The organism is Microbacterium sp. 69-10 (assembly GCF_001897945.1).
Classification (GTDB): Bacteria; Actinomycetota; Actinomycetes; order Actinomycetales; family Microbacteriaceae; genus Microbacterium.
This window is the reverse complement of record NZ_MKRT01000008.1, coordinates 17,093-30,560: the sequence shown is the minus strand read 5'-3', so window position 1 is coordinate 30,560 and position 13,468 is coordinate 17,093. Positions and strand designations below refer to the sequence as shown.

21 protein-coding genes and 1 pseudogene are annotated in these 13,468 nt (G+C 67.4%); 8 read left to right on the top strand and 14 right to left on the bottom strand.

The features are described from left to right. Positions 1 to 145: 145 nt before the first annotated feature. The 7 genes from BGN97_RS03450 to BGN97_RS03420 all read right to left on the bottom strand — a co-directional run bounded on the left by BGN97_RS03450 (position 146) and on the right by BGN97_RS03420 (position 2,871). The gene (locus BGN97_RS03450; RefSeq protein ID WP_292698065.1) at positions 146 to 1,045 is read right to left on the bottom strand and encodes a hypothetical protein; all 900 of its coding nucleotides are present in this window, start codon (positions 1,043 to 1,045) and stop codon (positions 146 to 148) included. Continuing rightward, positions 1,014 to 1,202: a hypothetical protein gene (locus BGN97_RS03445; protein WP_292698064.1), complete on the bottom strand. Its 189-nt coding sequence runs from the start codon at positions 1,200 to 1,202 to the stop codon at positions 1,014 to 1,016. Before BGN97_RS03445 ends, BGN97_RS03450 begins: the two co-directional genes overlap by 32 nt. Next, entirely contained in the window at positions 1,199 to 1,549 is a 351-nt protein-coding gene (locus BGN97_RS03440) for a hypothetical protein (protein WP_292698062.1), read from the bottom strand. The genes BGN97_RS03445 and BGN97_RS03440 overlap by 4 nt, the downstream gene beginning before the upstream one ends. Then, positions 1,546 to 1,842, bottom strand: coding sequence for a hypothetical protein (locus BGN97_RS03435; protein WP_292698060.1), 297 nt, complete (start codon positions 1,840 to 1,842; stop codon positions 1,546 to 1,548). The genes BGN97_RS03440 and BGN97_RS03435 overlap by 4 nt, the downstream gene beginning before the upstream one ends. Continuing rightward, on the bottom strand, positions 1,839 to 2,039 hold the full coding sequence (locus BGN97_RS03430; RefSeq protein WP_292698059.1) for a hypothetical protein: 201 nt from the start codon (positions 2,037 to 2,039) through the stop codon (positions 1,839 to 1,841). The genes BGN97_RS03435 and BGN97_RS03430 overlap by 4 nt, the downstream gene beginning before the upstream one ends. Before the next feature lie 365 nt (positions 2,040 to 2,404). Then, entirely contained in the window at positions 2,405 to 2,599 is a 195-nt protein-coding gene (locus tag BGN97_RS03425) for a helix-turn-helix domain-containing protein (protein ID WP_292698058.1), read from the bottom strand. Further along, a complete protein-coding gene (locus tag BGN97_RS03420) occupies positions 2,596 to 2,871 on the bottom strand; it encodes a helix-turn-helix transcriptional regulator (protein WP_292698057.1) in 276 nt (91 codons plus the stop codon). The genes BGN97_RS03425 and BGN97_RS03420 overlap by 4 nt, the downstream gene beginning before the upstream one ends. A gap of 77 nt (positions 2,872 to 2,948) precedes the next feature. Here BGN97_RS03420 and BGN97_RS03415 point away from each other — a divergent pair, with 77 nt between their 5' ends. The 8 genes from BGN97_RS03415 to BGN97_RS03380 all read left to right on the top strand — a co-directional run bounded on the left by BGN97_RS03415 (position 2,949) and on the right by BGN97_RS03380 (position 8,649). Continuing rightward, positions 2,949 to 3,356 carry a hypothetical protein gene (locus BGN97_RS03415; RefSeq protein WP_292698055.1) on the top strand — a complete coding sequence of 136 codons (408 nt, stop codon included), beginning with the start codon at positions 2,949 to 2,951 and terminating at the stop codon, positions 3,354 to 3,356. Further along, positions 3,353 to 3,835: an ImmA/IrrE family metallo-endopeptidase gene (locus BGN97_RS03410; protein WP_292698053.1), complete on the top strand. Its 483-nt coding sequence runs from the start codon at positions 3,353 to 3,355 to the stop codon at positions 3,833 to 3,835. The genes BGN97_RS03415 and BGN97_RS03410 overlap by 4 nt, the downstream gene beginning before the upstream one ends. Further along, positions 3,832 to 4,239, top strand: coding sequence for a hypothetical protein (locus BGN97_RS03405; RefSeq protein WP_292698051.1), 408 nt, complete (start codon positions 3,832 to 3,834; stop codon positions 4,237 to 4,239). The genes BGN97_RS03410 and BGN97_RS03405 overlap by 4 nt, the downstream gene beginning before the upstream one ends. A 62-nt stretch (positions 4,240 to 4,301) precedes the next feature. Beyond that, positions 4,302 to 5,426, top strand: coding sequence for a site-specific integrase (locus BGN97_RS03400; RefSeq protein WP_292698049.1), 1,125 nt, complete (start codon positions 4,302 to 4,304; stop codon positions 5,424 to 5,426). Positions 5,427 to 5,749: 323 nt separating this feature from the next. Then, positions 5,750 to 6,304 carry a SipW-dependent-type signal peptide-containing protein gene (locus BGN97_RS03395; RefSeq protein ID WP_292698047.1) on the top strand — a complete coding sequence of 185 codons (555 nt, stop codon included), beginning with the start codon at positions 5,750 to 5,752 and terminating at the stop codon, positions 6,302 to 6,304. Between the two features lie 47 nt (positions 6,305 to 6,351). Further along, positions 6,352 to 6,942: a SipW-dependent-type signal peptide-containing protein gene (locus tag BGN97_RS03390; protein WP_292698182.1), complete on the top strand. Its 591-nt coding sequence runs from the start codon at positions 6,352 to 6,354 to the stop codon at positions 6,940 to 6,942. Positions 6,943 to 6,946: 4 nt separating this feature from the next. Then, on the top strand, positions 6,947 to 8,146 hold the full coding sequence (locus tag BGN97_RS03385) for a hypothetical protein (protein ID WP_292698045.1): 1,200 nt from the start codon (positions 6,947 to 6,949) through the stop codon (positions 8,144 to 8,146). Further along, positions 8,143 to 8,649: a hypothetical protein gene (locus BGN97_RS03380; RefSeq protein WP_292698043.1), complete on the top strand. Its 507-nt coding sequence runs from the start codon at positions 8,143 to 8,145 to the stop codon at positions 8,647 to 8,649. The genes BGN97_RS03385 and BGN97_RS03380 overlap by 4 nt, the downstream gene beginning before the upstream one ends. Positions 8,650 to 8,744: 95 nt before the next feature. Here the strand turns inward: BGN97_RS03380 and BGN97_RS03375 are convergent, their stop codons facing one another. The 7 genes and pseudogenes from BGN97_RS03375 to BGN97_RS03345 form a co-directional block, all read right to left on the bottom strand. Further along, positions 8,745 to 9,101: an RNA polymerase-binding protein RbpA gene (locus BGN97_RS03375; RefSeq protein WP_292698041.1), complete on the bottom strand. Its 357-nt coding sequence runs from the start codon at positions 9,099 to 9,101 to the stop codon at positions 8,745 to 8,747. Continuing rightward, positions 9,101 to 9,349 (bottom strand): preprotein translocase subunit SecG, encoded by a 249-nt coding sequence (secG, locus tag BGN97_RS03370; RefSeq protein ID WP_285630212.1) that lies wholly within the window; start codon positions 9,347 to 9,349, stop codon positions 9,101 to 9,103. The genes BGN97_RS03375 and secG overlap by 1 nt, the downstream gene beginning before the upstream one ends. An 83-nt stretch (positions 9,350 to 9,432) precedes the next feature. After that, positions 9,433 to 10,224 (bottom strand): triose-phosphate isomerase, encoded by a 792-nt coding sequence (gene tpiA / locus BGN97_RS03365; protein ID WP_292698038.1) that lies wholly within the window; start codon positions 10,222 to 10,224, stop codon positions 9,433 to 9,435. After that, positions 10,215 to 11,429 (bottom strand): phosphoglycerate kinase, encoded by a 1,215-nt coding sequence (locus tag BGN97_RS03360; RefSeq protein ID WP_292698036.1) that lies wholly within the window; start codon positions 11,427 to 11,429, stop codon positions 10,215 to 10,217. Before BGN97_RS03360 ends, tpiA begins: the two co-directional genes overlap by 10 nt. A gap of 10 nt (positions 11,430 to 11,439) precedes the next feature. Next, positions 11,440 to 12,450 carry a type I glyceraldehyde-3-phosphate dehydrogenase gene (gene gap, locus BGN97_RS03355; protein ID WP_292698034.1) on the bottom strand — a complete coding sequence of 337 codons (1,011 nt, stop codon included), beginning with the start codon at positions 12,448 to 12,450 and terminating at the stop codon, positions 11,440 to 11,442. A gap of 100 nt (positions 12,451 to 12,550) precedes the next feature. Next, a complete protein-coding gene (locus BGN97_RS03350) occupies positions 12,551 to 13,177 on the bottom strand; it encodes a superoxide dismutase (RefSeq protein WP_285630205.1) in 627 nt (208 codons plus the stop codon). Between the two features lie 190 nt (positions 13,178 to 13,367). Then, a pseudogene (locus BGN97_RS03345) lies at positions 13,368 to 13,468 on the bottom strand (DNA-binding protein WhiA); the annotation flags it as partial.

The following is a 13,468-nucleotide window of genomic DNA, read 5'->3' as shown; positions in this document are numbered from 1 at the left end:
GCGGACAGTGCACGCTCGATGCGGGCACGGGAACGACGCTGAGCACGCTCGGCGCGCGCCCGGTTCTGCTGCTGTGCGCGACGCTGCGCGCGGTTGCGGGGCGACGGCACCTGAGCCGCCATCGCCATCTCGAGTGCGGTCGGGTTCACGCGGCCACCTCTTCCGGTTCCTTCGGCGGCGCGATCGTCAACGACGTGCGCACGGTCGGCTTCCGGTAGTCGGGATCCTTCTGCGCGTTCTTCAGCACGAGATCGACGATGCGGATGCTCTCGGCCAGCTCCGGCTCGGCCGCGAGGAACGCCGCCCGGTCGAACGTGGTCGACTCCGACACCGAGAAGCGGATGCTCCCCTCTTCGGTGGTCACGTTCACGGAGTCGCCGCCGCGCTCGCACCACTCCCGGATGCGCGCCTCAGCGGCCTTGCCGGCGTTCACCTCGGCGATGGCCTCTCGGATGTCGAGCGGCACCCCGTGCTCGTCGGTGTCCGGGCATCCGGCATCCACCCACGCCAGGTACGCGTTCGCGCCGTCGATCATCCGCTGAAGCTCGTAGTCGTCCGGTTCCACCTCGACCACCTGCGGCTCGAGCGTGACCGGCTGACCCAGATCATCGACCTGCCACCAGACGACCGCCGACCATCCGGCGCCCATCACGTACCGCTGCCACAGCACGTCACGGATGATCTTCTTCGGCAGACCAGTCGACCAGTCCTCGACGGTCGTCTTCAGCTCCACCAGCGACCACTCGCCCTCATCCTCAAGGGCACAGTCGGGAGTCGCCGCATGCATCGGGTTCTCGGGGTGTGCGTACAGGATCTGAGACGCCGGGATGCCGTAGTGCTCGAGCACCCACGCTTCCATCACCGGCTCGAGGCGATGCCCGCGCCGGGTCGACTCGTTGCCCTTGAACGACTGCTCAGCGTGGATGCGCTTGAACGTTGCGATCGACGGATTGATGAGCTGCACCGCCCGGGACTTCGTGACCCTGCGGGCACGCTCCCGATGCCACGCCGTCTCATCCGACGACTTCACGAGTGCGATCGGCACTGTGGACTCCCTTCGTGTCGACCCACGCCCACGCGAGGATCAGAATCAGACCCGTCCAGGCGATTGCCTCGAACGGGAAGACGTGCAGCAGCGACACGGCGGCGAGCGTCACATAGATGCCGGTGAGGATCAGCAGCAGGCGGATCAGGTGCTTCACGATGCGGCCCTCTGCTGATCGAGCCAGATCCGCATGCCCGCCTCACGGGTGAAGCGGCCCTCGTTCGCGGTCAGCCAGCGTGCCAGCGTCAACGTCGCATCGACCAGCGCCTTCCGCTCGTACCCGTGATCCGCGAGGAACGACGCGATCACCGTGTGCTCGGAGATGTCGACTACCTCCGCCGGCTCGGGCTTCGCGGCGGGCGCCGCGGGTGGCTTCGGCTTCGACCCGAGTTCGGCCAGCAGCTTGTCGGCGATGGCTTCCGCGATCTCCGAGCGTTTCTGCTCGGGCAGGTGCTGCGCGATCATCTCGAACGCCCGCGCCCGGTCCAGGATCGCGGCGCTCACGATGTCACCTCGACAGGCCACTCGCCCCACTGCTGATGGGCGATCTCGCACGCGCTCTCCGCGTCCGCCGCCCACACGCTGAACGATCGCCTGAGCATGACGACCCGGAACTTGGTCACGCCGTGCTCGTGGAGCCGCTTCACATCGAGTTCCGCTTCCGCCACGGACTCGCGGCGGGGCGCCACCCACTCGACCCGATCGTGGAAGTGACCGCGCGCCCTCGCGCGCCCCGTCAGCTCCCCGCTGTCATCGCGCAGCGGAACCACGTCCGCGTGCACCCACCGTGCGCTCATGCCGCGTCCTCCCTGTAGCGCGGCACCTGCCGCATGGTCTGCTCGATCCGGCGGCGGTGGTTCTCCGCCGCCTCGATCTGATCGGTGTGAGCGATCCACGCTTCGACCGTCATCCCGGCCTTCGCAGCAGCGCGGGCCGTGGCCTCACGCATCGGATCAGTGCTGTGCGCCGCCATCGGCGCGAGATTCGTGGACACGGCCACGCTCCCCTCTGTCGTGTGAATGGATGTGCATGCGTACCCCAGGCGGGAATCGAACCCGTGCCCGTACTTCAACGGGGCGCCCATACGCCCCCGGGGTGACCGATCTGACCGGCACACGGGTTACCGCAGCCAGAAGACGTGAGCGAGAGGCTGAACGGGCGCGACGGCCCGTCATGGTGCGCCGAACCAGAGCCGGCGTGCATCCCTACGTCGATGGACTCGGCAGAGCCTTGCTCTCAGCCAGTCAGATCTCAGTTGTTCCTATGTGGAGTTGCGTTGCTTCCCGGGCGGATCGTGGGCGATGACGGCCTACCGATCCCGGTTCCCTGTACTCGTGTCCCGTCTGACCGGGAAGCGAGCTATCCGACCGCTTCGAGCGAGTCGATGTACTGCTGAAGTGCGTCCGCCCGGATCCGCATCGTGGACCGTGAGCCGCGGGTGATCTTCACCGCCTTGATCTCGCCAGCCGAGATCATCCGGTACACGGTGTCGCGCGACTTGCCGAGCACGCCCCCCGCATCCGGGATCGTGTACAGGCGAACCGGGGCGTTCATGCCGCCACCGACTTGACGCGACGCGCCTCGATCTCTGCGCCCAGTTCGGCCGATGCGAAGATCTCATCCACCGTCACGCCGAGGTGGCGCCCGATCGCCTCAATCTCGGTCACATCGAATGGGATCTCACCGTTGATCCGGCGGTACGCGGTCGCACGGCTCACGTGGATGATCGACGCGACCTGCACGAACTCCATCCGCTGCCGCGCCATCTCAGCTCGGATCGCTCCGGCGATGTGCCCCGTGAAGCTGTTGCCCTCATTTGCTTGCATGTCCTCCATCTTGCCCGCATATACGGACATGTCAAGCCACGATGGACGGCGTGTCCGTATTTGAGTACTCTGTACTCATGACCTCATCTACGGGCAAGCGGCGGAGCGTACTGGTCCCTGGCGAGTTCGCACAGCAAACGGGCGCATACCTTCAACACCTGGTACGCGAAGCCGGCGGCGACCGATCAGGCCGCTGGCTTGAGGCGAAGGCCGCTGAATTGGACGAATCGACCGCACAGAAGAAGACCTACTGGGCCAAGATTCTGAATCTCACGCAGGCGATGACGACGAACGACATTGCGACGGCAGCGGCTCTCTTCGACATGAGCCCGTACGCCTTCGTGCGCCGCGCGCGCACCTACCAGGCCGAGCCGGAGTCAATGCCGACGAACGTCATCGACGGCCGGTTCGGTGTCGGTGCCAGCGAGCAGTATGAACCTGCCGTCGCTCACCCGCGCGACCCCGAACCCATGGATGAACAATGACCCCGATCGATGCGCAACTTCTCGACTTCACCGATGCTCTCGGCGTGGCCATCGAGTACACCACGTCGCTGCGCGAAGACCGCGACGGCGAATACATCCACCACCGGAAGCTGATCCGCCTCCGGCCGGAGATGCATGCGCGGAAGCATCGGAGCATCTTCGCCCATGAGATCGGCCATGCCGTCTTCGGCGACACGCCATCTCGATTCGGCCCGGTCCACGCCAAACAAGAAAGACGCGCGGAAGAGTGGGCGGCTCTCCGCCTGATCGACCTACACGACTACCGGCACGCAGAGCAAGCACACCAGGGTCACCTTGGCGCGATGGCTCTTGAGCTAGATGTCTTGAGAAGCACCGTCCAGGCGTTTCAGCAGCTCCTGTTGCGTGTCGGCGATACCGCATATGTCGGGCCTCGCATCGGCGCGGGGCAATGGATTCACAGGTTCAGTACCGCTACTCAGAGTTTGGAATCATCATGAGCGTTCCTGAGGTACGCGCCGCCGCGCCCGCCGAATCTCCGGGGCCGAAGGGCCATCGACGGTTCCCCGTGTGGGCGTGGATCGCCTGCGGTGCCGTCGCGGCCACGCTCGCGGTCACTGGCGCCGTGGGCATCCCATCGATGATCCATGAAGCTAAGTCGCAGGCCTTTCTGAAGACCCTGCGAGCAGATCCGAACTCGTCTGTCGATGGCCTCAGCGACGAACAGTTGCTCGTGTCCTTCGATCTCAATTGCCGCGATATCGCTCGAGGGCGGACCGTGGAACATGAAATGAGGGATGCGGAGCGGAACTGGGAGGCGACGAAGGGGTACGGGCCGCTCACGGAGTTCGAGTACTACGACAACGTGCGCGCACTCTTCGAAGCCGCCTCGGCGCACTGCTGATGTCTCGCGGAGCGAAGGGCGAAGGGTCGGTCTACGAGTACCGAGACGGCTATCGCGCGTACGTGACCGTCAAGGGGAAGCGGAAGTACTTCTACTTCAAGGGCGTCACCAAATCTGAGGCCGCGCGGATGCTGCGAGTGCGCCTCAACCAGCGCGACGACGGTTCCTTGCCCCGTGGGAAGGATCTGACCGTGGCTGCGTGGATGCGCCACTGGGTGAAGACGGCCGACCTTACTCCGCGCACTCGCTATGTGTACGACCGCACCGTGGAAGCCTATGTCGTGCCCGGCATCGGGCACATCCGACTGTCAGAACTGGAACCGGAAGACCTCGAAGAGTTCTACGCCGCGTTTCAGGCCGGCGCGTTCTCACACCTGACGCTGAACAAGGCGACGAACAAGCGCGAGCGGAAGGCACCTGGATCGCACGCTCTGCGGAACGTGCACGCCAACATTCGCGCGGCGCTGAACGTAGCCGTGAAGCGTCGACGTGTTGCGCGCAACGTCGCCCTTGCTGTTGAACTGCCGCGCGCTGAGCACGCCGAGATGCGCACTATGAGCACGACGGATGCCCGCCGCGTGATTGCCGCCGCCATGGAGCGCCCTGATGCCGCACGGTGGTATCTCGCGCTCGTCTATGGCCTGCGCCCTTCCGAGCTGCTCGGCCTCGAGGCGTCCCATCTTGACCGCGGCGCTGGCGTGGTGCGCGTGCGCCAGCAGCTTGCGCGGGTCGTCGGCGAGGGGATGCGGATCCTGCCTTACACGAAGACGGATGCCGGGCGGCGAGACATCCCCGTTCCGGAAGCAGTCATCAAGCTCATCGATCGCGCCATCGAACGCCGAATGCAGATGCGCCTCGAGTACGGCGCCCGCTATGTGGAGTGGGAGAACGACGGGGAGCCCACCTCGCTCCTGTTCACCCAGGATGACGGGACGCCGATCGACTCGAATGTGCACCGTCGAGCATGGCGCGAGCTGCTGGCATCGGTTGGCGTTCCTGCCGAGCGCCCGTACATCGGCAGGCACACCGCCGCGTCGGTGATGATCGAGATGGGGATGGATATCGCGGTCGTATCCTCAATCCTCGGCCACAAGAAGACATCGTTCACCTACGACACGTACGTGCATCCGATGATGGATGCGAAGAAATCCGCCGCGGACGCACTGGCCTCCGCATACGGGCTCTGATGGCACCCTATTTGGCACCCATTCCCCGAAACACCATGCAACAAGGTGCGACAAGAAACGCCATCCCATCAGCATATTTGACACACCATGCAACAGTATGCGTCACCGTCTGGTGAGACTTCCAAACTAATGACGCGGGTTCGATTCCCGTCATCCCCTCCAGCAAGGCCCTCGCCGCATCGGCGAGGGCCTTCTTCTTCCCCCGGCGATGGTCACCGTTCTGCATCGGGTTCGAGAACAGCATTCTGATATTCCGATATCCCGCTACGCTGACGCGAAAGCGTGCTCTCCCCCACACGCCGTCCTGTTGAGAAGGGAAACCCATGGACACTTCATCCGCTGCGAAGGGCCTGCGCCGACGCAGGATCTACGCCGTGCTCGCCGGTGGCCTCGTGCTCGGCGTGGGCACGGCGGTCACTCTGGCCGCCTGGAACGACTCCGAATTCGCGAAGAGCACCTTCACTGCGGGTTCGTTCGTGTTCCAGGGCTCCACCGACGGCACCGCCTTCGCCGATCATGCGTCCGAGGCAGGTGCGGCCGATCTGACCTTCCTGGTGAATCCGACGAACCTGTCCCCCGGCGACACGGTGTACGCCCCGTACGCCGTGAAGCTCACCGGGAGCTCGGCCGCCGATCTCACGCAGACCGTCGCGATCGCGTCAGGCGGAACGCTCGTCGCCGCCGACCTCGCGTTCGACGCCGTGGCCACCACCGCCTTCGGCTGCGACGCGACGGCCTTCGCTGCGGGCACGGCGATCCCCACCTCGATCACCGCCGGTCAGACGGTGAACCTCTGCCTGAAGGTCTCGGCGACCGAGGACCTCGTGCAGGGCCACACGGGAACGGTGACGTGGAAGTGGGAAGCGGTATCGCAGTAGCCGCCCTCCGCTCCACCCGCCGCGAGCACCGTGCTCGGGCGCGACGTCTGAGATCGCGGCGCATCCGAGCCGTCCTCGCCGGCGGGCTGGTGCTGGGCGTCGGCTTCACGATGACACTCGCCGCCTGGACGGACCAGGAGCTCGCCTCGTCGACCGTCCAGGCGGGGACCTTCTCGGTCTCGTCCAGGACGGTCCAGACCGACCCGTTCGTGTCGCACGGCGCGGGGAGCCCGGCCGCTCTGCAGCTCAACGCCACCGGCCTGTACCCGGGTGTCAGCAGGGCGGCTTGGATCCAGGTCCAGACGTCCGGGTCGCTGGGCGGCACGATCACCCTCACGAACGTGAGCGCGAGCGCGCCGGGTGCTGCCGATCAGGCGCTGATGAACGCGCTCACCGCCGTGGTCGTGCAGGTGGCGCAGCCGTCGGCATGCACGCCGACGACGACCAGCGCGACGATGCAGCCCTCGCCGCTGACGACGGTGCCGACCGGCGCTCAGCTGCCACCCGCGACTCTGCAGGGCGGTGGCGCGAACACCGTGACCTATTGCGTCGTGCTCACCCTGCCCTCCACCGCCACGACGGCAGCCCAGGGTGGGACAGTCGTGCCGACGTGGACCTTCACCGGAACGATCGGGTGACCCGATGAACGCAGCCGTCCGGATCGCCGGTCGCGTGGGCCGTGCGCTCCGCGAGACGCTGCTCACGCTCGCCGCCGCCGGCGGGGTGGCCTGCGTCGTGCTGACGATCCTCGCTTTCGCCGGCGGGTACTCGCTGATCATGTTCCGGACCGGCTCCATGTCACCGACCATCCCGGCCGGCTCGGTCGCGCTCGTGCAGAGGATCCCGGCATCCGATCTCGCCGTCGGCGACGTGACGACCGTCGATCGCGCGGGCGAGCTGCCGATCACCCATCGGATCATCGACATCTCCCCCGGCCCCACATCGGCGCAGCGCATGATCACGATGAAGGGCGACGCGAACCAGAGCGCCGACCCCGCGCCGTACACCATCTCGGAGGCCAGGATCGTGCGCGGCTCGCTGCCGGGGCTCGCATACGTCATCGTCTGGTTAGGCAGCCCCTGGGTGCTCGGAACCATCACCGTCGGTGCCGCGCTGCTGGTCACCTGGGCCTTCTGGCCGCGCGCGCGGAGACCGGCACCCGCGGATGCCGAGGACGAACCCCCGGGCGCCGCGGACGACGCCCCGCCCTCCCCCGGGTTCGCGACGCGGCGCGAGCGTCGCCTGGATCGGCACGTCGCCTCCTGCGTCGCGATCGGGATGCTCGCCGGCCTGCCGTGCCTCTCGTCCGCCCCGCCCGCCGGGGCCGCGGAGCTGATCTCGATCACCTCGAACGGCGGTGGCACCCACGTGCTCGACGCGGTGCGCCCCTACGACTGGGACCTCGACATCGACGCCGCGTCCGCTCCCGCGGACGGTGAGCTGACCATCACCCTGCGCGGAGAGGGCCATGGCGTGGAGCTGTCGACGGTCGTGCGATCCTGCACGACCCGCTGGGACGGGTCGGGATGCCCCGGCGCCGCGACCACCCTCGGCATCGCCGCGCCGCTGAGGCTTGACGGCGCCGAGAAGCCGCTCCTCCGGCAGGCGACCCCGGGTGTCGTGCACCTGCGCATCTCGGTCACCGGCAGCGGCGACCCTTCCGGCGCCGCGACGCTCATCCTGCGCGCCACGGCCGAGCAGACCAGCGTGGAGCAGTCCGTCGGGGCGACGGTCCTGCCTGCGACCGGCGGACCGTCGCCCGCACTGCTCGCCGCCCCGGCGGCCGTGCTCACCGGCCTGGGCGCAGCCCTGATCGCCCGGCATCGGAGGCGGGAGCGATGACACGGCGTGCGCGCGTCGGGGCGACCGCCCTCGGGCTTCTCTGCCTGACGGGCGCGCTGCTTCCCGGTCTCCGCGCGACGGAGGCCGCCTGGACGGCGGACGCGGTGACGACCTCGACCGTCACCGCGGTCTCCGCCCCCACCACCGCGACCGGAGCGACCTGCAAGCCCACGAACGTCCTCGTGGTCGGACTGCAGAAGGTCGACCTCGCCTGGTCGTCGACGCTGCCGCTCGCTGATCAGCGCGTGGACATCACGAAGAACGCCACCACGGCGCGCGACACCAGCCAGATCACGCTGACGGGTCAGACCGGCGGCGTGTACTCCTATGCCGCCACGTACGACACCGCGAAGCTGCTCGGGCTGCTGAACCTCGGTGACCTGCTCGGCGGGACATACGGCATCAGCATCCAGACCGGCTATCCGAACACGACCTGGTACGCGGCCCCCAAGACGTTCACCCTCAACGTGATCCTGCTCGGCCTCGGCAGTAGTTGCAGCTGATCGGCCGATCAGCCTGACGTTCGGCATCCGCTCCGAACGCGCAGGACCCCCGGGACCGAAGTCCCGGGGGTCCTGCGCGAAGCGCGTGAGGCGCGTCAGCGCTGGCCGCGACGCTCGCGGAGCTGCGTGAGCGCGTCCTCGAGCAGCCGCTCGGCCTCTTCGTCCGTACGACGCTCCTTCACGTAGGCGAGGTGCGTCTTGTACGGCTCGGCCTTGGCCAGAGCCGGCGGGTTCTGGCGGTCGCGACCGGCCGGAAGACCCGTGTGCGGGTGGTCGATCGTGTCGGGGATCTCCTCCTCGGGCAGACCCGCGGCGAAGTAGCGGACCGTCTCGTTGCCCAGGCCGTCCCAGTACGACACCGCGATGCGGTCCGCGTGGTAGCCGTGGTCCTGCTCCCCCATGGGGCCCGATCCGACCCGCGTGCCGCGGATCGCGTTTCCTCCGGTGGCCATCAGATCACCGAGAACTTCGTGATGAGGCCGAGCGCGACGATGGAGACGAACCACACCAGCGCGAGGATCACGGTGAACCGGTTGAGGTTCCGCTCCGCGAGACCGGACGAGCCGACGGCCGCGGACATGCCGCCGCCGAACATGTCGGACAGGCCGCCGCCGCGGCCCTTGTGGAGCAGGATGAGGAGCGTCAGCAGAACGCTGCTGATACCCAGCAGGACCTGCAGCACGAACTCGAGAACAAGCACGAGATTGAAGCCTTTCGCCAGGGTCGGAAACGACCCGCCTAGCTGTCGATTATACGGTGGGGCGCCGCAGGCGCCCCACCGACTCACACGCCGACGTGCTTCTGGAAGCGCACGATGGCCGCGAACTCGTCGACGACCAGGCTCGCACCGCCCACCAGGGCGCCGTCCACGTCCGGTTCGCGCATGAAGCTGGCGATGTTGCCGGACTTCACCGATCCGCCGTACAGGATGCGGGTGCGCGCGGCCGCCTCGTCGTCCAGGACGCGCGCGATGACCGCACGCAGTGCCGCGCAGACCTCCTGCGCCTGAGCGGGAGTGGCCGCCTGCCCGGAGCCGATGGCCCAGACCGGCTCGTAGGCGACGACGATGTCGGCGGATGCCGGCACGCCCTCGAGCGCCTTCTCCAGCTGGCCGACGGGGACGGCGCTGCTGCCGAACCTCTCCAGGTCCTCCGCGGTCTCGCCGACGCAGATCACCGGCACCAGGCCGTGCTTCAGCGCAGCCTTCACCTTGGCGTTGACCAGCTCGTCGCTCTCCTGGTGGTACTCACGGCGCTCGGAGTGCCCGATGATCACCGATCCCACACCCAGCTTCGACAGGAACGCGCCCGAGATCTCGCCCGTATACGCGCCCGAGTCGTGCGCGGAGAGGTCCTGCGCACCGAGACCGAACGGGATCTTGTCCGCGTCGATCAGGGTCTGCACCGATCGGATGTCGGTGAACGGCGGGAACACCGCCACCTCGACGGATCCGTTCTCGTGCCCGGCGTCCTTCAGCGTCCAGTGCAGCTTCTGCACCGTGGCGACCGCCTGCAGGTGGTCGAGGTTCATCTTCCAGTTCCCCGCGATCAGCGGGGTACGAGTCGTCACTGCCATCCGAGGACCTCCAGTCCGGGTAGCTTCTTGCCCTCGAGGAACTCGAGGCTTGCGCCGCCGCCGGTCGAGATGTGACCGAACTGATCGTCGGAGAACCCGAGCTGACGGACGGCCGCGGCGGAGTCGCCGCCGCCGACGACGCCGAGACCGTCGACCTCGGTCAGCGCCGAGGCGACCGCCTTCGTGCCCGCTGCGAAGGCGGGGAACTCGAACACGCCCATCGGGCCGTTCCAGAACACGGTCTTCGAGTCGCGGATCGCGTCGGCGAAGCGTGCCGCGGTCTCCGGCCCGATGTCCAGGCCGATGCCGGATGCACCGAACGAGCTCTGCTCGATGGCATCCGCGGCGACCGTCTCGTGCGCGGCATCCGCGGCGAAGCCGGAGGCGACGACCACGTCGGTCGGGAGCACCAGCTCCACCCCGCGCTCCTTCGCCTCGGCGATGTACCCGCGGACGGTGTCGAGCTGGTCCTTCTCGAGCAGGCTGGATGCCACGCCGTGGCCCTCCGCCGCGAGGAAGGTGAACAGCATTCCTCCGCCGACCAGCAGCCGGTCCACGCGAGGGAGCAGGTGCGAGATGACGCCGAGCTTGTCGCTGACCTTCGAACCGCCGAGCACCACCGTGTAGGGACGCTCCGGGTTCTCGGTCAGCCGGTCGAGCACGTCGAGCTCGGTCGCGATGAGCAGACCGGCGGCCGAGGGCAGGATCTGCGCGAGGTCGTACACGCTGGCCTGCTTGCGGTGCACGACGCCGAAGCCGTCCGAGACGAGTGCGTCGCCGAGCTCCGCGAGCTCACGGGCGAACGCATCCCGAGTGGCGTCGTCCTTCGCGGTCTCCCCCGCGTTGAACCGCAGGTTCTCGAGCACGACGACACCGCCGTCCTCGAGCGAGGCGACCGCCTCACGCGCGGACTCGCCCACGGTGTCGCGGGCGAAGGCCACCGGCTTGCCGAGCAGCTCCGACAGTCGCTGGGCCACCGGCGCCAGGCTGTACTGCGGGTCGGGCGCCCCGTCGGGGCGGCCCAGGTGCGAGCACACGATGACGCGTGCGCCTGCGTTGATCAGGGCGTTGAGGGTCGGCAGCGAGGCCCGAACACGGCCATCGTCCGTTATGGCCCCGTCCCGCAGGGGGACGTTGAGGTCACAACGGACGATGACGCGCCTGCCCTCGAGGGAACCCAGAGATTCCAGGGTGCGCAGAGTCATGGGTATGAGCTTAGAGGCGCTCTGCCACGTACTCGGTCAGGTCGACCAGGCGGTTGGAGTAGCCCCACTCGTTGTCGTACCAGGCGGAGACCTTGACCAGGTTGCCGCTGACGTTGGTCGGCCCGGAGTCGAAGATGGAGGAGTGCGCGTTGAGCTGGATGTCGCTCGACACGATCTCGTCCGAGGTGTACTCCAGGATGCCGTTCAGGCGACCCTCCGCAGCGGCCTCGCGGTACGCGGCGTTGATCTCGTCGACGGTCAGGTCGTCGCGGTCGGCGATGATCGTCAGGTCCACGATCGAGCCGGTGGGAACCGGGACTCGGTAGGAGGAGCCGCTGAGCTTGCCGTTCAACTCCGGCAGGACCAGGCCGATGGCCTTGGCCGCACCGGTCGAGGCAGGGACGATGTTGATCGCGGCGGCGCGGGCGCGACGCAGGTCGCTGTGCGGACCGTCCTGCAGGTTCTGGTCGGCCGTGTACGCGTGGGCGGTCATCATGAAGCCGCGCTCGATGCCGAAGGTGTCGTTGAACACCTTCGCGAGCGGCGCGAGGCAGTTCGTGGTGCAGGACGCGTTGGAGATGATGTTGTGGTTCGCCGCGTCGTAGGTGTCCTCGTTCACGCCCATGACGAAGGTGCCGTCGACGTCGGTGCCCGGTGCGGAGATGATGACCTTCTTGGCGCCACCGGCGATGTGCTTGGCTGCGTCAGCGGCCTTGGTGAAGCGTCCGGTCGACTCGATGACGATGTCCACGCCCAGCTCGCCCCACGGGAGGTTGGCGGGGTCGCGCTCCTCGAAGGCCTTGATGGCCTTGCCGCCGACGGTGATGACATCGCCCTCGTGCGAGACCTCGACGCCCAGGGGGCCGCCGACCGAGTCGTACTTCAGGAGATGGGCGAGTGCCGCGTTGTCGGTGAGGTCGTTGACAGCCACGACCTCGAGGTCAGCGTTCTGCGCGAGAGCTGCGCGGAGGAAGTTTCTTCCGATACGGCCGAAGCCGTTGATACCGATCTTGACAGACACGAAAGTCTCCTGGTTCTTAACAAGGGAATTGCGTAATTTTCGCGGATTGCTCGGACAACGGCGTCCTGATGGGCAAATCGCCCATCAGGACGCCCATCTTTTACGACAGTACCAGCAGACCGGAGGTCTTCTCACGCGCTGTTTCAAACCGCTGCGCGACGTTCTCCCAGTTGGCGATGTTCCACGCCGCCTTGATGTAGTCCGCCTTGACGTTCAGGTAGTCGAGGTAGAACGCGTGCTCCCACATGTCGAGCTGGAACAGCGGCACCGTGCCCTGAGCGGTGTTGGCCTGCTGATCGAACAGCTGCTGGATGATCAGGCGCGCGCCGATCGGGTCCCAGCTCAGCACGGCCCAACCGGAGCCCTGGATGCCGGCGGCCGCAGCCGCGAAGTGGGCCTGGAACTTCTCGAACGAGCCGAAGAACTCGTCGATGGCGGCCTTCAGCTCGCCCTCGGGCTGACCGCCGCCGTTCGGCGACAGGTTCGTCCAGAAGATGGAGTGGTTGACGTGACCGCCGAGGTTGAACGCGAGGTCCTTCTCGAGCTTGTTCACGTTGGCCAGGTTGCCGGAGTCGCGAGCCTCGGCGAGTGCGTCGAGGGCTGCGTTGGCGCCGGCGACGTAGGCGGCGTGGTGCTTGTCATGGTGGAGTTCCATGATCTTGCCGCTGATGTGGGGCTCGAGAGCCGCGAAGTCGTAGGGAAGGTCGGGCAGCGTGTAAGTCGCCATGTCGATTTCATCCAATCCGCGCCGCGCCGCGGCGCTTGCGTTCTCCACGGCGCCGTGTGCGCCGCGAAGCAGACGTTTCACATCCTACTGAGGGCAACCGTCCTGGCGGAGGGAACCTTCCCCGGATGAGGAGAACGGCCCCTGCCCGCGCGTGTCGAACGCGTCGGCAGGGGCCGGCTGGTCTGTCCCGTCAGTCCTCGAGCCCGGCCGGAACCACGGCCTCGGTGCCCGGGATGCCGTCCTGCTGGGCGCGCTTGTCGGCCATGGCGAGGAGGCGGCGGATGCGGCCGG